Source organism: Enterocloster citroniae, from assembly GCF_040545455.1.
Lineage (GTDB): Bacteria > Bacillota > Clostridia > Lachnospirales > Lachnospiraceae > Enterocloster > Enterocloster citroniae.
Window position 1 is genome coordinate 58,009 of record NZ_JBEPLZ010000012.1, and the last position, 22,344, is coordinate 80,352.

General features: G+C 50.9%; 19 protein-coding genes. 1 reads left to right on the forward strand and 18 read right to left on the reverse strand.

Annotation, left to right across the window (positions count from 1 at the left end; translation table 11 throughout):
- Positions 1-19 precede the first annotated feature (19 nt).
- The 8 genes from ABID13_RS16380 to ABID13_RS16415 all read right to left on the reverse strand — a co-directional run bounded on the left by ABID13_RS16380 (position 20) and on the right by ABID13_RS16415 (position 8,000).
- Positions 20-940 carry an ABC transporter permease gene (locus tag ABID13_RS16380; RefSeq protein WP_007863290.1) on the reverse strand — a complete coding sequence of 307 codons (921 nt, stop codon included), beginning with the start codon at positions 938-940 and terminating at the stop codon, positions 20-22.
- Entirely contained in the window at positions 940-2,007 is a 1,068-nt protein-coding gene (locus tag ABID13_RS16385; protein ID WP_007863292.1) for an ABC transporter permease, read from the reverse strand. The genes ABID13_RS16380 and ABID13_RS16385 overlap by 1 nt, the downstream gene beginning before the upstream one ends.
- Positions 2,004-3,518: an ABC transporter ATP-binding protein gene (locus ABID13_RS16390; RefSeq protein WP_007863294.1), complete on the reverse strand. Its 1,515-nt coding sequence runs from the start codon at positions 3,516-3,518 to the stop codon at positions 2,004-2,006. The genes ABID13_RS16385 and ABID13_RS16390 overlap by 4 nt, the downstream gene beginning before the upstream one ends.
- Before the next feature lie 29 nt (positions 3,519-3,547).
- Positions 3,548-4,648 (reverse strand): BMP family ABC transporter substrate-binding protein, encoded by a 1,101-nt coding sequence (locus ABID13_RS16395; protein ID WP_045091781.1) that lies wholly within the window; start codon positions 4,646-4,648, stop codon positions 3,548-3,550.
- The gene (locus tag ABID13_RS16400; protein ID WP_045091780.1) at positions 4,645-5,322 is read right to left on the reverse strand and encodes an HAD family hydrolase; all 678 of its coding nucleotides are present in this window, start codon (positions 5,320-5,322) and stop codon (positions 4,645-4,647) included. The genes ABID13_RS16395 and ABID13_RS16400 overlap by 4 nt, the downstream gene beginning before the upstream one ends.
- A 14-nt stretch (positions 5,323-5,336) precedes the next feature.
- Positions 5,337-6,116 (reverse strand): MTAP family purine nucleoside phosphorylase, encoded by a 780-nt coding sequence (locus ABID13_RS16405; RefSeq protein WP_007863299.1) that lies wholly within the window; start codon positions 6,114-6,116, stop codon positions 5,337-5,339.
- Positions 6,117-6,332: 216 nt separating this feature from the next.
- Positions 6,333-7,352: a LacI family DNA-binding transcriptional regulator gene (locus ABID13_RS16410; RefSeq protein WP_048929524.1), complete on the reverse strand. Its 1,020-nt coding sequence runs from the start codon at positions 7,350-7,352 to the stop codon at positions 6,333-6,335.
- A 111-nt stretch (positions 7,353-7,463) separates the two neighbouring features.
- On the reverse strand, positions 7,464-8,000 hold the full coding sequence (locus ABID13_RS16415) for a PadR family transcriptional regulator (protein ID WP_048929525.1): 537 nt from the start codon (positions 7,998-8,000) through the stop codon (positions 7,464-7,466).
- 185 nt (positions 8,001-8,185) lie between these two features.
- On the opposite strand from ABID13_RS16415, the gene ABID13_RS16420 reads away from it, so the two are divergent.
- Positions 8,186-9,562, forward strand: coding sequence for an MATE family efflux transporter (locus ABID13_RS16420; protein ID WP_045091819.1), 1,377 nt, complete (start codon positions 8,186-8,188; stop codon positions 9,560-9,562).
- Here the strand turns inward: ABID13_RS16420 and ABID13_RS16425 are convergent.
- The 10 genes from ABID13_RS16425 to ABID13_RS16470 all read right to left on the reverse strand — a co-directional run bounded on the left by ABID13_RS16425 (position 9,538) and on the right by ABID13_RS16470 (position 22,246).
- Positions 9,538-10,230, reverse strand: coding sequence for a hypothetical protein (locus ABID13_RS16425; protein ID WP_045091779.1), 693 nt, complete (start codon positions 10,228-10,230; stop codon positions 9,538-9,540). The two genes, ABID13_RS16420 and ABID13_RS16425, sit on opposite strands and share 25 nt — an antisense overlap.
- On the reverse strand, positions 10,220-11,683 hold the full coding sequence (locus ABID13_RS16430; RefSeq protein WP_048929526.1) for an AAA family ATPase: 1,464 nt from the start codon (positions 11,681-11,683) through the stop codon (positions 10,220-10,222). Before ABID13_RS16430 ends, ABID13_RS16425 begins: the two co-directional genes overlap by 11 nt.
- A 117-nt stretch (positions 11,684-11,800) precedes the next feature.
- On the reverse strand, positions 11,801-11,950 hold the full coding sequence (locus ABID13_RS16435) for a hypothetical protein (RefSeq protein WP_007863315.1): 150 nt from the start codon (positions 11,948-11,950) through the stop codon (positions 11,801-11,803).
- 25 nt (positions 11,951-11,975) lie between these two features.
- Entirely contained in the window at positions 11,976-14,264 is a 2,289-nt protein-coding gene (yicI, locus tag ABID13_RS16440; RefSeq protein WP_007863318.1) for an alpha-xylosidase, read from the reverse strand.
- 48 nt (positions 14,265-14,312) lie between these two features.
- Entirely contained in the window at positions 14,313-16,295 is a 1,983-nt protein-coding gene (locus ABID13_RS16445) for a glycoside hydrolase family 31 protein (RefSeq protein WP_156200043.1), read from the reverse strand.
- 23 nt (positions 16,296-16,318) lie between these two features.
- Entirely contained in the window at positions 16,319-17,137 is an 819-nt protein-coding gene (locus ABID13_RS16450) for a carbohydrate ABC transporter permease (RefSeq protein WP_007863322.1), read from the reverse strand.
- A 59-nt stretch (positions 17,138-17,196) separates the two neighbouring features.
- On the reverse strand, positions 17,197-18,096 hold the full coding sequence (locus tag ABID13_RS16455) for a carbohydrate ABC transporter permease (RefSeq protein ID WP_048929528.1): 900 nt from the start codon (positions 18,094-18,096) through the stop codon (positions 17,197-17,199).
- A 106-nt stretch (positions 18,097-18,202) separates the two neighbouring features.
- Positions 18,203-19,486, reverse strand: a complete 1,284-nt coding sequence (locus ABID13_RS16460) for an ABC transporter substrate-binding protein (RefSeq protein WP_048929529.1) — start codon at positions 19,484-19,486, stop codon at positions 18,203-18,205.
- Positions 19,487-19,568: 82 nt separating this feature from the next.
- The gene (locus ABID13_RS16465) at positions 19,569-20,303 is read right to left on the reverse strand and encodes a response regulator transcription factor (RefSeq protein WP_048929530.1); all 735 of its coding nucleotides are present in this window, start codon (positions 20,301-20,303) and stop codon (positions 19,569-19,571) included.
- A 143-nt stretch (positions 20,304-20,446) separates the two neighbouring features.
- A complete protein-coding gene (locus ABID13_RS16470; protein ID WP_007863326.1) occupies positions 20,447-22,246 on the reverse strand; it encodes a cache domain-containing sensor histidine kinase in 1,800 nt (599 codons plus the stop codon).
- Positions 22,247-22,344: the final 98 nt, after the last annotated feature.

The following is a 22,344-nucleotide window of genomic DNA, read 5'->3' on the forward strand; positions in this document are numbered from 1 at the left end:
CCTATCATGTTTATGTTTGTCAAGAACACGTTTCCAAAGAGGTCCCTTTCATCCTGGATCGGATTCCTGAAACCACCAGGACCGCGATGGTCATAAAATATGGCAGGGCCAGTACGATCTGGGACGGTATCCCAAAATTCTGCATGCTGGCCGCCAATGCCTGTGCATACGCAAACATAAAACTGTATACCGCCGCCATCACCGGATTTCCCTTGGCGATCATAATGGCCGCAACTGCCAGGAAGCCGCGTCCCGCGGACATGTTTTCCGTAAAGATGGAAGTTCCCCCCAAAGGCAGGATGGCCCCTGCGATCCCCACAAAAAAGCCGGTGATCAAAACGGAATACCACTTGTAGCGCAGCACGTTGGTTCCTGTTGTCTGGGCCGCCTTCTCATTGATGCCCACGCTTCTGAGCCTGAGGCCAAAGGGTGTTTTGTACATGGCGATCCATGTACCCGCAACTGCCAAAAGTGTAAGGTACACCACAATATTATGGGCGCCCAGCACCTCCCCCGCATAGGGGATCCTGCTGATCAGGGGCAGTTTGATCACGGGGAGACTGACCAGGCGCGGATCCATAAAGGAGCCGCGTTTTCCAAATAAATTCAAAAGCAGGAAGGAGGTAAATGCATCCATTCCCAGATTCATGGCAATGCTGACCACCATTCCGCTGGAGCCCAGATGGAACACCAGTGTCCCGAACAGGACCGCACAGGCCAGTCCGGCCAGGATACCGCACAATACCCCCACATAGGGGCTGCCTGAATAGTAGGTACCCAGGGTTGCGAAGAAGGCCGCGCACAGCATAAAGCTTTCCAGGGCAATATTAAAGATTCCTGTCCTGTCCCCAAAGCAGCCGCCAATGGAGGACAGGATCAGGGGCACGGCCATTCTCAGCGCAGCTGCCATGGTAATGGTTCCCACTAAAATATTTAGCATTATCCCACCACCGCCTTTCTCTTAAACATACCTGCCAGTTTCCTGTAGTCCACTGTGATGAACAGCACAAAGAGGGCCTGGATCAGCAGTACCGTGAGACGGTTCACATCGCACATGCGCTCCATGTGAAGGGAACCGGCTTTCAGGATCCCCCATATCACGGCTACCACCAGAACTGTCAGCGGATTGTTGCCCGCGATCATGGCGATCATGATCCCGTCCCATCCCAGATTGTTGGAAAAGCTGGCCGTAAACTTCCCATAAGTGCCCTGTACCTCAATACTGCCGCATAATCCGGCCACAAAACCGGACAGCAGGAAGATGGCCAGGAATGTTTTTGTCACATTGACGCCCCCTATCCTGGCAAACCTGCGGTTCTCACCCACCTGCTTTAGCTCATACCCCACCACCGTGCAGCGGTAGACCAGGTAGATGACCACCACAAGTCCCACCGCGATCAGAATCCCGGTGCTGGCATTTGTCTTGGGGATCAGGTTGGTGAGACGCGCCGTATCCTCGATGGGAGGCGTGGACAGGGCCAGGGAATCCCCCGCCGCGCTGATGCCCATCACAATATAGGTGAGATATTCCGTCATCAGGATGGCAATGTAATTCAGCATAAGGGTTGTGATCATCTCATTCACATGGAATACCAGCTTCATCACTGCCGGAATCAGTGCAAACAACATTCCCGCAGCACCGGCTGCCAGCAGGCATCCGGTTACGTGAAGGGCCTTTGGCAGATGTACATAGAATCCAAACAGTGCCGCCGCATAGGCCCCAAAGTAAAGCTGCCCCTCAATGCCCAGGTTCATGACCCCTGATTTGAAGGCTATGGTGGCAGCGATCCCGGTCAGGATACAGGGTGTGATCCAGCGCAGCGTATTTCCAATATTGCGGATGCTCCCAAAAGCTCCCTGGAGGATATATTTCATGGCCGTGGCAGGATTCTCTCCCTGCCACAGGATGAGAACACTGCCGATTATCATAACTGCCATAAATGAAAATACATATTTCATCACATTCCAGGCAGCGTCCTGGCCCATGCCCCTTGTTATCTTACTCATGCGCAGCCACCTCCCGTCATCAAAAGCCCTATCTCTGTCTCCGTCTTCTCACCGTGTATTCCTCCATCGTACAGCTGTCCATCGTACATTACAAGGATGCGGTCTGATACTTCCATCACCTCATTCAGCTCATGGCTTACCAGCAGGATGGCCGCTCCTGCGCCTGCCAGGCTTTCAATCTTTTTCCAGATAAATTCAATGGCACCTATGTCAATGCCCCGGGTGGGATCCTCAATGATCAGCAGACGGTTGTCCTGCAGGAACTCCCTGCCCACGATCAGTTTTTGGATATTTCCCCCTGAAAGGGTCTGTATCTTCAGGTTGGGCGAGGATGCCTTAACATTAAAATCATGGATGATATGCTCTGTAAAGGATATGGCCTGCTTTCGCTTCAGGAGATAGCGGTTTCCAAATCCCTTCACAATATGGTAGCCCATGATGGCGTTCTCCCACAGGGTGGCTTCCCGGTTGATGCCTTCGCTGATGCGGTCCTGGGGCACATATCCGATATGGCACATGCGGTGTTCCCGGCAGTTAAGGCCCGTGATGTCCTTTCCATCAAAGAGGACTTCCCCCCGGCTGCTGCTTCTTAGGCCGAACAGTCCCTCCACCAGCTCCTGCTGGCCGGAACCGGCCACGCCTGCAATTCCCAGAATCTCCCCCCTGCGTATTTCAAAGGAGACATCCTTTAACTTTTCCCTTCCCTCATAATCCGGTACGGACAGATGCCTGACCTGGAGCAGCACGTCTCCCTGCTTCTTTTCTTCTTTCTGGGCAGTAAGGATGACCTCCCTTCCCACCATCATGGTGGCAAGGCCATGTTCGTCCGTCTCATCCGGTTTTACGGTATCCACATAATGTCCGTTCTTTAAGACCGTGATGCGGTCGGAGATTTCCATTACTTCCTTCAGCTTGTGGGTGATGAACAGCACGGTCTTGCCGTTTTTCACCAGAAAACGGATGGCCTCAAACAGGCCCTGGATCCCCTGGGGTGTCAGCACGGATGTGGGCTCGTCAAAGATAATGATGTCCACTCCCCGGTATAATATCTTCACGATCTCCACCTGCTGCAGCATGGAAACGGACAGGTTCTGGACCAGTTCATCCAAAGGTATGTTAAAATGATACTCCCGGCATATGTCCTCCACATGGCGGCGGGCCGCTTCCCGGTTCAGGAAAATACCCCATTTCTTCTTCTCATATCCCATCATGATATTATCCAGCACAGTCAATTCAGGGAACAGCATAAATTCCTGGTGCACCATTCCGATGCCCGCCCTGCTGGCATCATTGGGATTCTTGAAATCCACCTTTTTCCCGTGTACAAACAACTCCCCCTCATCCGGCCGGTACAGGCCGCTGATCACATTCATGAGCGTGCTTTTTCCAGCCCCGTTTTCCCCGATGACCGCATGGACTGTTCCCTTCCTTACAGACAGGCTGATCCTGTCATTTGCGGTCAGACTTCCGAACCGCTTGGTTATCCCCTTTAATTCCAGCACAAAGTCCATAGATGCCTCCTTTATGTAACCATGGCCTGCTATTTAAGCAAGTCCTCCAGGTTAAGGGAACCGGATCTCACAGCTGCAAGCAGTTCGTCCAGCTCTGCCTTCACATCATCAGGAAGTTTTTCATAATCCCTGTCATCATAGATCGCTGACTGGGTCTCAATTCCGTAATTGGTCCTTCCGGCCGTGAACCTGCCTTCCTTGTAAGCGGTAAAGGAGTCAAACACAGCTCCGTTGATATCGGTTAAGGAGGACCAGAATACGCAGCCGTCAATGCCGCCCTGCCATTCATCCACTCCAATACATTTAATTCCCGCATCCGAACAGCCCTGGATCACACCCAGGCCCGCCAGATTGGCTGTCTGGAAGATAATGTCGGCGCCCTGGCTGACCATGATCTTTGTCTGCTCCCCTGCCTTTACCGTATCACTGTCGTCCCCCACATAAGCGGTCTGTACCACCACATCCGGGTCCGCATATTTGGCTCCAGCCAGGTATGCGTCACGGAACCGGTTGATGACCGGGATATCCAGGCTGCCGATCCATCCGATAGTCCCTGACTGGGTGGTCTTGGCTGCCACAAAGCCGGATACAAAGGCTGGTTCCAGGGAATCCACATACACGTTTGCCACATTGTCATACTTTGTGTCCAGGCTGCTGTCGATCAGACAGAACATGGTCTCCGGGTATTCCGGCGCCAGCTCCACAGCCACCTCATTGACCGTGTCAAACATAGTGTAGATGGGATTTGCCCCCATTTCCGCCATGGCCCTGATCTGCTCGGAATACTCAGCCTTGTCAAGCGCCTCGATCAGCTTAACCTGGGCTCCGTACTCATTTTCGATCCTCTCAAAACCGGTCCAGGTCAGATCCGTAAAAGGAACGCCTGCCGGCGCCTCAGATATCAGACAGGTAAACAGATCCCCGTTCTCCGGCGTTTCTGCTTTTTTTGCTTCCTCTGTTTCCCCTGCGTTCTCTGATTTACCCGCTTCCTTTCCTGCTTCCTCTGCTTTCTCGGTCTTTGCCTCGCTTGCGGCCTGTGTCTGGTCCTTGGGGGCCTCTGTCTTGCCTGCACATCCTGACAGCGCGCAGATAACGGCTGCTGCGGTTAAAAACAATTTCATCTTTCTCATATCGTTCTCCTCCTTCGTGACTCATCAAAAATGGAACACAACTCTGTAATATCCTTTACCACACAATCCGGCGATTGTTCCACCAGGGAATCCACCGGCCAGTTTCCCGATGGCACTGCCACCGTAAACACACCTGCAGCCACTCCTGCCTCAATGTCAAAGGGAGACTCCCCAATGTACACACAGCCCTTGGGGGCTGTCCCGCAGGCAGCTGCTCCCTTTAAAATAGGCTCTGGATCCGGTTTAAAACAGGTCACATCATCCCTGGTGACCATGAACCGTATATAGCGGTCCAGCCCCATCCGCCCTAAGATATGGGCTGCATTCTTTCTCCGCTCCGATGTGATCAGGCAGACCGGGCATCCCAGGCCCTCTATGTATTTTACAGTTTCCAGGGCTCCGTCTATGAGCCTGGCCCTCTCCATATGGATGGGGTACTGCCGTTTATACTCCTCGATAAAATCAGCTATGGTTTCTTTATCATCCGGGCTTATGTCGGTCAGGGTGGTGAGCATTACCTCCACCGGAAGCCCAAACATGCCCATGATCTCCTCTTTGGAAGGAGTCACCTTGCTTACCGTTTGAAACGCTGCCAAAAGCGCATCACAGATACAGTCCTGGGAGTGGATCAAGGTCCCGTCCAGATCCGTGAGCAGTGCCTGATATCCGGGCATCCCTACTCCACCCCTCACTTTTTTAAGATCGCATGGTCCAGCGCGTGGCTGCACGGGCAATCCCTGTCATCTGAAAGGGTGGGGATGGCCAGGTACAGCACCTGCTTAAAATCCTCTATTCCCTGTTTCAGCAGCCTTGGGAAATCGTCCGCCTCGATCTGCTCTCCCAGGCACCAGTTAGTGGGAACACAGATATGGGCATAACAGATTGCCGCCTCCCTGGCAAACACGGCCTCAGGCAGAGTGGTCATCCCAATGAGGTCAGCTCCCAGCTTTCTGAACATTTTCAGTTCAAACGGCGTCTCAAATCTGAGTCCCTCATTGACAAAGATCACGGCCTGGTCGTGGACATGTCCGGGCTTTACCTGGTTGGCCGCCTGGATCAATGCCTTTCTTAAGTCCGGGCAATAGGCCGGCGTCATGTCCACATGGTATGCCTCCACCTCATCATCATACAAAGAACGTGGGAACCTTCTGGTCCAGTCGCAGAAGTCATGGGGGATCACCAGGCTGCCCAGCTCAATGTCCGGGTTGCTGCTTCCCACGCAGTTGGTCGCCAGTATCTGCTCCACTCCCAGTTCCTTAAACGCCCATATGTTGGCCCTGTAATTAATGCGCGGCACAATGATTTTGTGCTCCTCCCCGTGACGCGGGAGGAAATAAACCTTGCGTCCCTGGATCATTCCCTCAAAGATTTCTGAAGAACGCCCATATTTATTATTATGGACAAACATCCTGGGGTTTTCCAGAAGCTCATAAAATCCGCTGCCTCCGATAATTCCTACTGGTTTCATTTGTTTTTCTCCTTTTCCCTTTTGTTTACTCTCGGGATCTCCGGGGGTAAACTTATATTTTTTGAAACTGAAATCGTTTTCAGTTCCTGTAAAAAAAATGTTGTCCCTATCCTGACCACATTTTTTTACTGTCATGTAAAAGGGAAGTCCCCCTGGACTCCCCAGGAGCGCGTATGAGCACGCTCCTGTCCGCCTTTATGGGTATGCCGCCTTTCCTCATAGCGAGGGAGCGCATACCGATGTCCGTTCAATAAAGTTTAATTCCAGGGCCTCCACCCGGGCCCCGGCGCGTTTTCCCGACTGTTCCATCCTGTTTAGCAGCAGTTTTACCGCACAGCTTGCAATCGCTGATGTATCCAGACGGAAGCTGGTGATCCCATGGCGGGCAAATGCCTGCACATCCTCATCACACTCCTCAAAACCAATCATCGAGATATCCCCTCCCGGCGTCATCCCATGATTTCTCACCGCCTCCAGGACACCTGTGGTCAGCGTATTATTCCCGGCTATGATGGCCGTGGGAGGATCCGGCAGTTCAAGAAGCCTTGACGCATACCGTATACCGGCTTTCGTCTTCCAGCAGTCCTGTATAAAATACTCCTCCCTCCAGGGCAGCCCATGGGCCTGGAGCCCATCCCTAAATCCCCGGATCCGCTCCTCCGCTATGCCGTGTCCCTCTGCTCCCACAAGAAAGGCGATCTTATTATGTCCATGTCGGATCAGATACTCTGTACCCTGGTACAGGGCCTCGTAATTCCGGTTCATTACGCAGTCTATGGTTGTATTCCCCTCAAAATAGCGGTCGATCAGCACCATGGGTTTCTTAACATTCTGCAACGGTGACAGTTCCTTTAAGGAGGTGGCATCCAATATCCCGTCAGCCATCTGGCAGATGGAGCTTCCCAGAAAGCTGCACTCCTCATCTGCGGACTCTGTTGTATATACAACCACATAATAGCCATATTTCTTCATTTCCTGGATAACCGTGTTGATCAATTGGGTAAAAAAATGATTATCAATGATGGGCACGATCACCACCACCACCTGGCTCCTGCCCCGTACCATGGCCTTTGCCGTAAAATCAGGCACATAGTGGAGTTCGTCAATGGCTTTCTGAACCCGTTCTTTTACCTCTGAATTGATCCACTTATAGTCGTTGAGTACACGTGAGACGGTGGCCGGTGATACACTGGCATATTCAGCCACATCCTTAATTGTGATTTTCCCCTTTTTCATGTGCACTTCTTCCTCTTTTCTGCAGCTGAAATCCTTTTCAGTATAGCAATATTACCATATATTTTTTGTTTTTGCAATACTGTACCTTTATTTTCCCGCATAAAATAATCCCTATCGCGTGTCGGAAAGATCCCTTTTTACTTCCCTGATCCAGTCCTCGACTGCAAAGGCCAGGATCTGCTGCTGCTTTAAGACAGCCATACCTGTCCTTGGGATCTCAGGCTCCCCCTCTTTCATGCTTACATTTTCTTCCAAATATGTTTTCAAGGTTTTTATATTGTCCTCAATCTTTTCCAGGCAGGCTTTTTGTTTTTCCGGCGTGATACTGTCCAGGTTTACCATCACAGCATTAAAATCCAGGAAAATGTGTATGGGCTTGGAGGCAATCTCCTCCATAAGGTGTTCAAATTCCCTGTTCCCCTGTTCCGTCAGGGAATAGACCGCCTTCTCGGCCATCCTGCCCTCCTTTACCATGCTGCTTGTGATATATCCCTTCTCCTCCAGCTGGATCACCTTTTTATAAATGGAAGGCGTGCTGATCTTCACCCACCTGGATATATTGCGGTACTCCACTAATTTCTGGATATCGTAGGCACTCAAAGACTCCTTTTTTAACATTCCCAACACGATCAGATCAATAGTCGCCATAATTTCCTCCTTTAACCTTGACATATACTATAATTTATAGTAGTATTTATTCCGTTGCTTTAAATACTATAATTTATAGTACTTTATTTCACAATCTATGTCAAGGGAAAGGACAGAATAGTATGAATCACAGGAACGAACATGAAGGAACGGTCATGAAGGAAAAAAACAGGAAATCAGAAAACATGGAATCAGAAAACAGAAAAACAGGAAACAGAAAAACAGAATTGCTGGGGAATGCGCCCATTCCCAAAGCCCTCTTGGCAATGGGGCTTCCCACCATGATCGGTATGATGATCAACGCATTGTACAATCTGGTGGACGCCTTTTTTGTGGGAGGACTGGGAACCAGCCAGATGGGGGCCATATCAGTTGCCTTTCCCCTGGGGCAGGTGGTGGTGGGCCTGGGTCTGCTGTTTGGAAATGGGGCGGCATCCTATATTTCCAGGCTGCTGGGACGCGGGGATAAGGACACGGCGGATCAGGTTGCCAGCACCGCTCTGTACAGCAGCATCCTGGCAGGCGCTTTGATGATCCTCCTCACCCTGATCTTTCTCACCCCCATTCTCAGGCTTTTGGGCGCGACCCAAAGCATACTGCCCTATGCCCTTACCTATGGGGGTATCTATGTCACTTTCTCTATTTTTAATGTGTTTAATGTAACCATGAACAACATTGTCACCAGCGAAGGCGCTGCAAAGACCACCATGTGCGCCCTTCTCTCAGGAGCGGTCCTGAATATGGTCCTGGACCCTGTCTTTATCTATGGACTTGATTTAGGCGTGGCAGGCGCCGCCATTGCCACCGCCCTGTCACAGGTCATCTCCTCACTGGTCTATCTGGCCTATATACTTTGCAAAAAAAGCATGTTTACCTTCCGTCCCAGCCAATGCCGTTACTCCCCGCAGATCATGTCTGAAATCTTAAAGATCGGCGTTCCCACCCTGGTATTCCAGCTGCTGACCGGCCTTTCCATCACTCTGATCAACATGCAGGCAAAGGAATACGGGGACTCGGTAATCGCCGGGATGGGGGCTGTCACAAGGATCATTTCCATGGGAAGCCTGATGGTATTCGGTTTTCTAAAAGGCTTCCAGCCCATTGCGGGATACAGCTATGGGGCAAAGAAATATGATCGTCTGCGTCAGGCGATCCGTACATCCATCCTCTGGTCAACCATCTTCTGCACCGTGTACGGACTGGCCATGGCCGTCTTCCCCACAGCGGTCATTTCCCAATTCACAAAAGGGGATATGGAAATGATCCAGGCCGGACAAAAAGCCCTGCGCGCAAACGGGCTGTCCTTTCTGCTTTTTGGTTACTACACGGTCTATTCCTCGCTCTTTCTTGCCCTTGGAAAAGCCAGAGAAGGCTTTATCCTTGGCGCCTGCAGGCAGGGGATCTGCTTTGTCCCAATCATCTTAGCACTCCCCGCCCTTTGGGGAATAAACGGCATTCTCTACGCACAGCCGGCAGCTGACATCATCTCTGCCATTGTTGCCGTGGCCATGTCTGTACGTCTGCACAGGGAGCCTTTTTATGCCATACCCTCAAATATCTGATGCATATTAGTGTGGCGCTGCAATGAGTTTAAATCCTCCTCAATAAACTTCCAGGTATCTTGATAGGTGCCTGGAACAGCCACCTGCTGTTCCGACAGGAATGCGATAAAATCCTCCGGATTCTGCTCATATTTATCCGCAAACTCATCTGACATTTCTTCCTTTTCCTCATTGGTAAAATCCTTTAATTCATTGAACAGCACATGCTCCAGGTTACAGGAATTATAGTAGATATTGTATGGGATGGCGCCGATCTTTCCGGTCTTATACAGCTTAAAAAGTATTTCCGACTTCTTGTGGTTGCGGTCCAAAATAGCCTCCCTGGACCTTGTCTCTATGTGGTCCTCATAGTATGTGATGGAATCCACGTCCGCAGGCCATACGCACTCGTCACTGATAAAAACACCGTCCGTGTCCGCAAGATGGATGATCTTAATAAAGTCCGAGGTTTTGTACCTGTATTTTTCCTTCAGCGTGCTTACCAAGTCGTTTATCTTCCTGATGATGTTATCCACACTTACATAGTCCCTGGTTGTTATGTCCCCGTGCACAACCACAAACTGTATCTGTTCATTTGAAAAATACTCCTTCATCACGGAACCGATGACAGCCTCATCGCTGGAGCCTTCCACAATAAATGCTATGACCTTTTTTTCCTTATTTTCCATGTTTCATTTCCCCGCCTGTGTGCTTCATGCTTCTGCCCGCTTTCCTGAACGCCCGCGCGATCTTAAAGCTGTCCGTCTCGCTGTATATCTCTTCAATCTGTCCCCCCAGGGTGATACTCCTTAGATACGCATCCCGCAGATTGTCCGATGCTTTCATGTTTCTCATATGAATGTAACGGTTATTTGGATTGGCAGTGGAAAACATGATGCTGTCCTTTTTAAGCATCTCCAAAGCCCGCAGGTTATGGGAGGTGAAGATCAGCTGTCCCCTGGCGCTTTTATGAAAGATATCCAGCAGTTCCCCCAGCATATATTCAAAAATTCCTGCGTCCAGTTCATCGATCACAAGGCAGATCGAGGCATTCCCAAATGCCTGGATCAGAGCGTTTAAAATGGAAATGATCTTGATGATTCCTTCTGATTCCATGCGTATGGGAATGGGAGGGATCCCATCCCTTTTGGATAACAGTTCCACTTTAAACCCTGTTTTTCCATTGCCCATCATCTGGAATCCATGGTCCCGGATATCCAGTCTCATCCCCGGAATTATGGTGTGGATCACCGTATTGATCTGTCCTGTGATTTGATACAGCACGTCCTTCTGCCTTTCATCCAGCACCGTGGCTTCCATGAGGGAAATGGTGAAATCCCCCTTCAGTCCAGGATTATATGGGTCCTCCTTGTCGATCCTGAATGCCATAGGCAGCACAAAATTGGCTGAGATCACACCGGAATGGGAGTTTCTTATAACAAACAGATCCGTGAGGGCATAGTGGAACAATGCCTTGATGATCGCAGAATACTCAGAAAAAGCATTCCCATGCTCTGAAAAAAAGATCTCCCGGCTGCTCTCCCCAAAGATGTAGGAACACCTGCTTTTCTCAGCCAGTTTTCTGGCCACGATCAGGTCGGTCTTATACTCTTTATTTGTTTCAAATACCTCCTCCAGCCGCTTTTTAGGCCTGAAAACCACCGACCTGTCATCCCGTTTATAATCCATAAATACGGCTCTGCTGGTCCTTCTGCCCTTTGAGTTTTTCGCACAGCTTAATAGTTCCCTCAGGATCTCAACCTGTCTGTTTTCCGTTCTCCGGATCTGGATCCGATACCCCACTTCAAATACAGAATCCTCCATAAAGACCGCAAACTCCGCCCAGATTTCCGCCTGATCCTCATTGGCGTCTATATAATCTCCCATCTCCTCCTTCAGGCTTTTTCCGATCATAATGTTTTGCAGAAAATATAAAGCGTCCACCGCCGCCGTCTTCCCGGAACCGTTCTGCCCATACAGCCCTAATATTTCAGACCTTTGAAAGCACAGTTCTTTGTTGTGCGCGCAGGGCATTTCGATCCTGCCAAAAGATACATTTTTTATGTTCTTTAAATCCAGTGACTGCAGACGGACTATTATGTCACCCAATGAAACTACCTCCTCTACCACAAAATTGCCCATGGCATATCCAGTTTTTCCATTAGTATTTTCTGGTTGGGGGATTTCTATTCAGGGGATATCTGCAACGGCAAAAGAGTGGGGAAATCCCCACTCTCTTATGCACACCCCATCTGATGATCATACAAACAACCGGTCCGCCACATCCGTGATATTATCATATTTTTCAATATTACATATCATATTGATCCATTCCTCTGCCTGTTCAGGATCCATCACATGGGACACCTGAACTTTAAAACGATCGATAAACTGTTCCCTGGTCATCATGTTGGCCGGATGTCCTAAGTGGCAATCACTCCTCCGCAACTTCCACAATCATCCCCTCAGGACCTTCCACTGTCCAGTGAGCGCCGCCGCGGATCACGGCTCTGACCCGGCCCCGGTCTGAGGTGACCCTTATGTCAGCTGCTTCCTTTCCATCCACATCCGGAACCATGATGCGGATATCTGCCTGGTCCTTGATCTGGAACAGCTTTAAGGTGGTGCCGGATACATAGTCATAATCCGGCCGCTCCTCATGGCTGCCCACTGCCAGGACCGTGTTTTCCCTTACCATCAGCGGGAGATGGAAATAGTCAAATACTTCCCTGTACCATCTGCCGCCTTCCCTCACCTCGCCTGTGAGGTAATTGGTCCATGTGCCCGCCGGGAGATAGTAGGCCACTTCCCCGCTTTCCCGGAACACGGGCGCTACCAGCAGGGAATCCCCCAGCATATACTGCCGGTCCAGCGTCTCGCAGGCAGGGTCCTCCGGGAACTCCAGGAACATGGGGCGCATCATGGGTATGCCTTCCCTGTGGGCCTTTACCGCCTGGGCAAAGATGTAGGGCATCAGGGAGCATTTTAACTTAACAAATTTCCTCAGCACGTCACATGCCTCATCATCAAACAGCCAGGGCACCCGGTAGGAGGTGGAGCCGTGAAGCCGGCTGTGGGAGCTGAGAAGGCCGAAGGCACACCAGCGCTTATACACATCAGCGGATGCGGTCTGCTCAAATCCCCCAATGTCATGGCTCCAGAACCCGTAGCCCCCAAGGGACAGGGACAGTCCGCCCCTCATATCCTCAGCCATGGAAAGGTAGGTTGCCGTACAGTCCCCGCCCCAGTGCACGGGGAATTTCTGGCCTCCGGCCGCCGTGGATCTGGCAAATACAAGGGCCTTATCCTTTCCCAGCTTGCGCTCCAAAAGTGTAAATACCACCTGGTTGTACAGGTAGGTGTAATAGTTATGCATTTTTACAGTGTCGGACCCGTCATAATACATTACTCCGGTCACAGGTATCCGCTCTCCAAAATCCGTCTTAAAGCAGTCCACGCCCATGTCGATCAGGCGCTCCAGCTTATCCTGGTACCACTTGCAGGCCTTAGGATTGGTGAAGTCCACCAGAGCCATTCCCGCCTGCCATCTGTCGCACTGCCACACGGAGCCGTCCAGGTTCTTTACAAAATACCCCTGCTCCATGCCCTCATCAAACAGGGCCGACTTCTGGCCGATGTAGCTGTTGATCCACACACAGATATGAAGTCCTCTGGCCTTATACCTCTTTAACATGGCCTCCGGGTCAGGGAAGGTATCCTTATCCCACTCAAAGTTGCACCACTCATATCCCTTCATCCAGAAGCAGTCAAAATGGAAGGTGTGAAGCGGGATGTCCCGGTCCTCCATGCCCTGAATAAAGCTGCTCACCGTCTCCTCATCATAACTGGTGGTAAATGAGGTGGTCAGCCACAGTCCAAAGGACCATGAGGGAGGCAGGGCAGGCTTGCCTGTGAGCTCGGTGTACAGCTGCACCGTCTCCTTGGGGGTGGTTCCGTTGATGATGTAGTAATCCAGCCTCTCCGTCTGCACGCTGAACTGCACCCGCTCCACCTTCTCGCTGCCCACTTCAAAATGCACGTCACCGGCATGGGCCACAAACACCCCGTATCCTTTGTTGGTAATATAAAAGGGGATGTTCTTATAGGTCTGCTCAGAGGCAGTGCCCCCGTCCTCGTTCCACACCTCCACGGTCTGGCCGTTCTTCACAAAGGGGGTATACCGCTCTCCCAGTCCGTAAACATACTCGCCCACGTCTAAAAGCAGCTGTTCCGCCATGTAATTCTTTCCAGTCTCCCTGTTTTTCATATAAGCCAGGTTCCGGAAGCTGCTCTCTGTGAGAAGGCGGTCCCCATCCTTAAATTCCACCTTCCACCCCATTGGCGCCTTATGGATCACCGCGCTGGTCCTGCCGGATTGGTAGGTGATGGTCTCCTCGTCCTCTGTAATGGAGACAAAACTTCCCTCCTGCTCTGCCACCTGGTAGTGGGGCCCTTTATACAGGGCTCCCTTAAAGTGGACCGCCGATACCTTGATCACATTTTCCATGGGACTGGAAAATGTGACCGTGAGCATGGGCTGGTTCAGGGTGTCCCCCCGGTCTCCCATATGTTTTGTGGCAGCGTAAACCACAAGGCTGTTATCCTTTTTGCCTGTATCGTAAACTGTATCGTAATTTGTACTATAATCTGCATCATAATATTCCACCGCGTACACGGGGTCGATCTCTTCCCTGATACGCCAGTAACCGTTTGTGAATTTCATCTTTCCCTCCGATCGAGACTCCCACCTCTTCAGGTGGTGTTTCCCTTCTTATACAGCTGTGAACACAGGCAGCTGGTCAATGGGCGCTTCCACCTGGGCCGTTGTGCCTCCATGGTACATTTCCCCTGTAAAGAAATGCTTCCATTCCCTTCCCTCAGGGAAGTACACGGTCCGTTTCCTCATATCGGCATACAGCACGGGCGCCACCATCATATCAGGTCCAAACATGTACTGGTCCTCGATCTCCCACGCCATTTTATCCTCCGGGAAATCATAGAACAGAGGACGCATCACCGGGGTTCCCTGTTCATGGGCTGCTGCCATCTGCCGGGCAATATAGGGTTTCATGGACTCCCTTAAGTTGAGGTAGGTCTTGCAGATCTCATATGCCTCATCCCCAAAGGACCACACCTCATTGTCCGCACCTGACACACATGCGGCGCCGCCCTCCGTGCCCATGGGCTCTTTTAGTGGTTCCCGGTATCCATGCAGACGCATGACCGGGCAGAATGTACCGTACTCAAACCAGCGGATCAGCAGTTCCCTGAATCCCGGCTCCCGGGGGTCCCCGCCGTGGAATCCGCCGATATCCGTGGTCCACCAGGGGATCCCTGCCATTCCCATGTTAAGGCCTGCCGCCACCTGGTTTCTTAGACTGGCAAAGCTGGAATGAATGTCCCCGGACCATACCAGGGCCCCGTATTTCTGGGAACCGGCCCAGGCACAGCGCAGCAGGTTAATGATATTTTCCTGCCCCTCCGCCTTCATGCCGTCAAAGAATGTCTTTGCATACATGGCAGGATAGATATTGCCGATCTGCACATTGGGTCCCATGTGGTAGCGGTAGTTGTCAAAATCATAGATGCTGTATTCAGGCTCCGCCTCATCCAGCCAGAAGATCTTTACGCCCTTGTCATAATAATTCTGTTTTGCTTTCTGCCATACATACTCCCTGGCCTTTGGATTGGTGGCGTCAAAATGGACGGTATTTCCCTGGAAATCCATGGCGATCCGGAATCCCCTGTCCGTGCGGATCAGATATCCCTTTTCCTTCATCTCCTGGAAATTCTCGCTTCTGTAATCCACTGTGGGCCAGATGGAAACCATGAGCTCGATCCCCATTTCCTTCAGTTCCCGGATCATGGCATCCGGGTCGGGCCAGTACCTGAGATCAAACTTCCAGTCTCCCTGGAGCGGCCAGTGGAAATAGTCGATCACGATCACGGAGATGGGCAGGTTTCTCTTTTTATATTCCCTGGCCACCTGAAGAAGCTCCTCCTGGGTCTGATAGCGCAGCTTGCACTGCCAGAACCCCATGGCATAGTCGGGCATCATGGGAACCGTACCGGCAACCCGGGCATACGCCTCCTCAATTTTAGCAGGCGTATCCTCAGCCGTGATCCAGTAATCCAGCGCCTTGGTGGAATACGCTTCCCATGTGGTGATATTTTTTCCAAACATGGTCCTTCCCACTGCCGGGTTGTTCCACAGGAATCCGTAATTTAAGGATGACACATAAAAGGGAACACTTGCCTGGGAATTTCTCTGTGCCAGCTCCAGATCCGTACCCTTTAAGTTCAGGTAGGGCTGCTGGTACTGCCCCATTCCAAATATCTTTTCACGGGGATCAGACACAAAACGCATGGATAAGTGGTAATCCCCTCCCGGAATGGGCTTAAACTCCCTTGCCTCCACTTCCAGGGCGCTGCAGTAGTCCGCAAACACATCCAGCCTGTTCCTCAGATACTCATCCAGAAGGATTTCCCCGTTCCGGTCATAAAAGGTCAGCTTTCCGTACTGTGATACCTTTGCCTGAATTTTTCCGTTTTTGATCCATGCGCAGTCTTCCTGGATGGTGATCTGGGGAACAATGTCCTCCACCTCCATCTGAAGCGCCCAGTTCTCGCAGGGCATTTGGGCAGTCTTGCAGGCCCTTACCCTGAAGCTGTTGGTGCTCCACGGCTGGATCCACAGCTCCTCTGCGTCATAATGGAATTTCAGGCAGTTGTCCTCAATTCTGAAAACGTTCATATCAATATCCTCCTGGTTTATTATTAACCCTTAACAGAACCGCTGGTCATTCCCTCCACAATGTGCTTTTGCATGGTCACAAAGATAAAGCAGCTGGGCAGGATCAACAGCACGCCGTAAGCCATGATACTGTTCCACTGGGTGCCGTACTGGTTCATAAAGGTGTAGATCGCGGATGTCATGGGCCTCATGATCTCCTTTGTGTTAAATGTCATGGAGTACGCAAGATCGTTCCACGCAAACACAAAGCTGAAGCAGGTGGCTGTGATCACCGTTGGCTTGGAGATGGGGATGGCGATCCGAAGAAAGGTGGTAAAACCATTGCAGCCATCGATCATGGCCGCGTCCTCCAGCTCCTTTGGCATGCTTAAGAATCCGGGACGGAGCATGAGCACGATAAAGGGGATGGAAATGGTTGCCGTGGACAGAATGGGGGCAAAGTAGGTATTCAGGATCCCCAGCTTGGAAAAGATCAGGTATAAGGGGGTCAGCACCAGGGACGCGGGAAGCATCTGGGTGATCAGGAAAACAAGGATGAACAGCTTCATTCCCCTTACCTTAAACCTTGCCAGTCCGTAGGCAGCGGGCACGGACAGGATCAGCGACAGGACCATGGAGCCCAGGGCAATGATGATCGAGTTCCTCACCGTGATAAACAGGTTTCCAAACTGTTCCTGGTATGCTTTTAATGTAAATTCCTTTGGCCACAGTGTGGGTGTGCTTGCAAATATCTCACTGTCCAGCTTAAAGGAATTGACAACGATCCAATATAACGGAAACAGGAACACACATGCGATCAGTACGGCCACAACGCACAGGATGATATTATTCTTCTTATTCATGGAATACTCCTTTCTTATTTTACCGATGTGCTGCTTGCACAGAGCCATTAAACGGCCTATTAAATGGCTTCATCCTTTGAAATGGTCCTGAGATAGACCAGGGCAACCATAAGCAGGCAGACAAACAGGACATTGGCAACCGCAGCCCCCTCCCCAAAGTGGAACAGCTGGAAGGAAAGCTTATAGGAATAGGTGGACAGCACCTCGGTGGCATCCACCGGACCTCCTCCCGTCATAACATACACCAGGTCGAACACCTTAAAGGTAAGCACAAATCCAAGGATCAGCACCGACATGATGGTGGATTTAAGAAGGGGGATGGTGATCTTTAAAAACTTCTGTATACCCGTTGCCCCGTCTATGGCAGCCGCCTCGTAGATATCCCCCGGAATATTGTTAAGTCCGGTTGTGAGCAGCAGCATGTTAAAGGGGATGCCCACCCAGGAATTTGCGATGATCAGTCCCATCATGGCTGTATTTCCCTGGAGCAGCCAGCCCACCGGCTTGTCGATCAGGTGAAGGCTCATAAGGATGTAGTTGATGATGCCGTTTCCCTCAGCGAACATGAACTTGAACACCAGGGCCGTCACCGTCACCGGAAGCATCCAGCTGATAACGATAAAACCGCGGATGGGTTTGGAAAGGGTGAATTTCTTTGTGAAGAATATGGCAAATAAAAAGCCCAGGGTAAACTGAATGCTTAAGCATCCAATGGTATAGATAAAGGTGTGGACCAAAGCCTTCTTGAAGGTCACGTCTGCAAAGATGGCTTTGTAATTGGAAAATCCCGCAAACTCCCTGGCAGCGCTTGCGATGGTCTTGGCCGTCACATTCTGAAAGCTGATGATCCAGTTATATATGATGGGATACCCTATAAACGCCAGCATATAGATCACCGCCGGCAGTATGAAGAAGTACCCCAGTATCTGTTCTTTTTTCTCCCGCTTACTGTCCCACATAAGCAACCTCCCGTTCTTTTTCCTGGTTTTTGGTGCAAAAAGCCCCATCACATCACAATCCAGTACTGTCTGGCCTTGTACATGTGATGGGACTCATTCAAATACTTTATTTAGCGCCGATGGCGTCAATCTTGGCCTGTGCGTCCGCAAGGGCGGTATCCGCATCCTTCTGCCCTGTGAACACTTCCTGCTGGGCGGTATAGATGGCCGCGGATATCTCGGGCCAGTCCGGGGACGGTCCTCTGGACTGGGCAGTGGGCATTACCTCTGCAAACACGGAGTTAAGGGGATCATCCGCAAACATCTCCTGCACATTCACATCCGACCTTGGAGAGAAACGTCCGATGGATTTGCAGATTTCCTGTGATTTCTCCTTGCTGGTGATCCATGACAGGAACTTCCAACTGGCCTCCACATTGGCGCCGGAACAGATTGCCACATTCTCGCCGCCCAGTACGGATGCATAATCCCCGTCATCCGCCTTTGGTGCTTTTGCCACACCGTATTCCAGATCCGGGGCGTCCTTGGCCAGGCCGGAGAACTGCCACGGTCCATTGATCATCATGGCTGCCTGTCCTGAGGCAAACTGCTTTTCCACGTCTGCCTGGGTCCAGTTTACGCACTCTCTGCTGATATATCCCTTTTCGATCATTCCGTACAGGAAGGACATGGACTCCTTGGCTCCGCCGCTGGTCAGGTCCGTTACGCTTCCGCCGGCCGACAGCAGCCATGGCATATACTGGAAGGTGCCTTCCTCATTGCCGATGGCAGATATGGCAAGTCCCTTGCATGTGTCCGTGGTCAGCTTTTCGCTTGCCGCTTCCAGCTCAGACCAGGTTGTGGGAACCTCCACCCCTGCTTCATCCAGCATCTTCTTGTTATAGAAAAGTCCCAGGCAGTTATTGCCCCAGGGAAGTCCGTATAATTTATCCTCGTAATAGCAGGAATTCAGTGAGCCTTCCAGGAAAGCGGCCTCATCCCAGGAATTATAAAGCTCGGTGATATCCTCAAACACGCCCATGGAAGCATAGGAGTTGTGGTCTGGGTTATCCACCATGCCGCAGTCCGGCAGTTCCCCTGAAACCACGCCAATGGTGTACTGTTTCATAAGTTCTGCCCTTGGCAGATACTGGGCCGTCACATGGACCTCGTCCTGGGAGCTGTTAAACTCATCCACGGCCTCAACCACATATTTTCCTTCCTTGTCCTCCGACATATAGTGCCAGAAGGTGATCTCCGTCTTGCCGTCCGCTGATGCCTTGGCGCTCTCAGCCGCCCCCGAAGCTGCTGTCTGTCCCGATGTCTGTGTGGATGCGCCCCCGCCGCCGCAGGCTGTAAGAGACCCGGCCGCCATGGCCAGCGCTGTTAATAATACAATACCCTTTTTCATTGTATACCTCCTCTGTTCTTTCTGTTCTAAGTATACCGTCCGGAAAGGGAACATAAAATTCCAATATCTTAAAAAAAGTGTATTATATCTGTTTTCTCTGGGCATCCACGGCAAACTGTTTGGCGGAAACCCCCGTATACTCCTTGAACACCTTTGAAAAATATTTCTGGTCCGGATATCCCACGCTGCACGCCACCTCGTATATTTTCATATCCGTGTTAAGGATCAGGTCCTTTGCCTTCTCTATCCTGATCTTTTTCAGGTAATTAGAAAATGTCATCCCCGTCTCCTTTGCAAACAGGTTGCTGATATATTCCGGTGTGAGCCTGAATTTCTCCCCAAAGGTATCCAGCCCCAGCCTCATGCCGTAGTTTTCCTCCATGGTAACGATCATCTCCCGGACCACGGCCGAGTACTGCCGTACATCCTCCCTGGCTTCATGCCCCCGCTCGTCTGCGGTGAGTTTTGTCAGCAGCTCCTTTACATCCGATATGGTGATGGGCTTTAAAAGGTATTCCTGTACCCCCAGCTTAATGCCCTGGCGGGCATACTCAAACTCCGCGTATCCGCTGAGGATCACAAAGATACAGGAAGCCCCCATCTCCTTGGCCTTCCCTATCATCTCCAGCCCGCTGATCTTGGGCATACGGATATCCGTGATAACAATATCCGGCTCCATATCCCGTATCATCTTTAAGCCCTCATATCCGTTTTCCGCTTCCCCGATCACCCTGCATCCCATATCCACTTTATTGATCAGTCTTCCAAGTCCCTGCCTGATGCGGAACTCGTCCTCCACAATTACAATATTCTTCATTGGCAATCCCCTCTTACTGCATTCCATCCATGCATTCCATCTATACATTCCGCCCGTACCTTCCGCCACACATTTCCTCCACACATTCCACTCACACATGCCGCCACACATTCCGTCACACATTCCGCCACACATTCCACTGATCAGCAGACCTGCTGCCGTTCCGGTATCACCAGCACAAACTCCGTGCCCTCTCCCCAGGTGCTGTTCACCGTGATCTCAGCCTCCTCCTGATAGTACAGCCTGAGCCGGTGGATGACATTGCTGATCCCAATGCTTTTGCTGTTAAGAGGCCCATTTTCACTGATCTCCTTCCGGATCTCAGCCAGAACCTCCCCCTTCATACCGCTGCCGTTATCCCGTATGCGGATTTCCAGCTTTCCGTCCTGGCGCTTAAAGGCTTTTACATAGATCATGCCACCTTCCTTCACCTCCTCAAAAGCGTGAAGAATGGTATTCTCAATAATGGGCTGCAGCAGCATCTTATAGATGGGAAATGCCATGGCTTCCTCTGTTATGTCGTATTCACAGTCAAACGAGTACTGGAACCTGTCCCGCTGGAGGAAAATATACTTTTTCAGCCAGCTGATCTCAGCCTCCAGCACCACCTCCATGTCAATATTGGAAATGCTGTAGCGCAGCAGGCTTCCCAGCACTCCCAGCATGTTGCTTATCTCCTCCTCATCATGCTCAATGGCCCTCCAGTTAATGGAATCCAGGGTGTTAAACAGGAAATGGGGATTGATCTGGGCCTCCAGGGCCTTGATCTCAGCGTGCTTCTGGCTGATAGCCGCCGCCTTGATCTCCTCATTTTTCTGTTTCAATTTTTCCACAAGGGAATTGACCCTGGCGGTCATGGTGTTGAACTGCCTTACGATCACATACAGCTCGTTCTTTTCATCCATCTCCACATTGATCTGCTTGGCATCCGTACCCTCGTAATTGTGGATGCCCTGGGCGATCTTCTGGATGGTCTGGATATATTTTCTGGAAATAAGAAACACAGTGGAAAAGTAAATGCAGGTAATGGTAAGCACCAAAACCACCACTGCCCTTACCATGTCATAGATATCCTTCCTGTACAAATCCGTGTCCACAATATTCATAATGGTCCATTCCGTACCCTCAATGGAATGACGCATTTCGGAGATCCGTTTGGTCTTGCCAAACTCCTCCTTTACATATTCCTTATAATTCAGGTTGATAAAATCAGGATCCGTGCCTGCCAGGATCCGGTCCTCCCGGTCCAGGATAATGGTGGCAACCCCGCTCTCCTTGCGCTTGTCCTCATTTCCCTCAAAAAGCAGCACGTCATTCTCCAGGGCCATCACCAGCACACCGCTCTGCTCCTTGGTGCGCAGGTTTTTTACCGGAAAGCCCATGAGCACCACATAATCCCCTTTGATCCCGCCCTCCCGCAGATTCACTGTGGCGATAAAGGTCAGCTTCTGTTGTTTTTCCACCTCGTCATGGATAACCTCCCGCTTCCGGTCATCGATCCAGATATTCTCATGGTTGCTGCTGTACCATTTGGAATAGGACGCATATCGTCCGCTGTCCCCCAGAAATGTAATGCTTCTGATCCTGTCATATGTATACACACTGCTCCTGAGCAGGTCTTCCATGTGGCCCACATCCATGATCAGGGTGTCCTCATTTCCCTCATTGATCCGTTTGGACAGACTGATATATTCCTTGTTGGTCACCAGCTCATAGAGCACATTCTCATACTCATCCATCCGCTCGTGCACAACCTCCTCATGCTGCCCGGCGTTCTGGTCCAGCAGGGTATTGGCTGCTTTTAATATGTTGTTGTAATAAATCGCGCTTATGAATAAGGTGATGATAATGATGGGAAGGACTGCAACCAGCAGATAGATGACAATAACCTTTCTCTGCAGGCTGGATTTGGTTCCCAAAAAGCGTTCTATGTATTTGTTCATATATCCCGTTCCCCGATTTTCATTTTCATTCCGTACTAAGACCATTATAGTTTAAGCTTCCGGGGGGAGCAAGGGATTTTCTCCAATGTGCCCCGGAA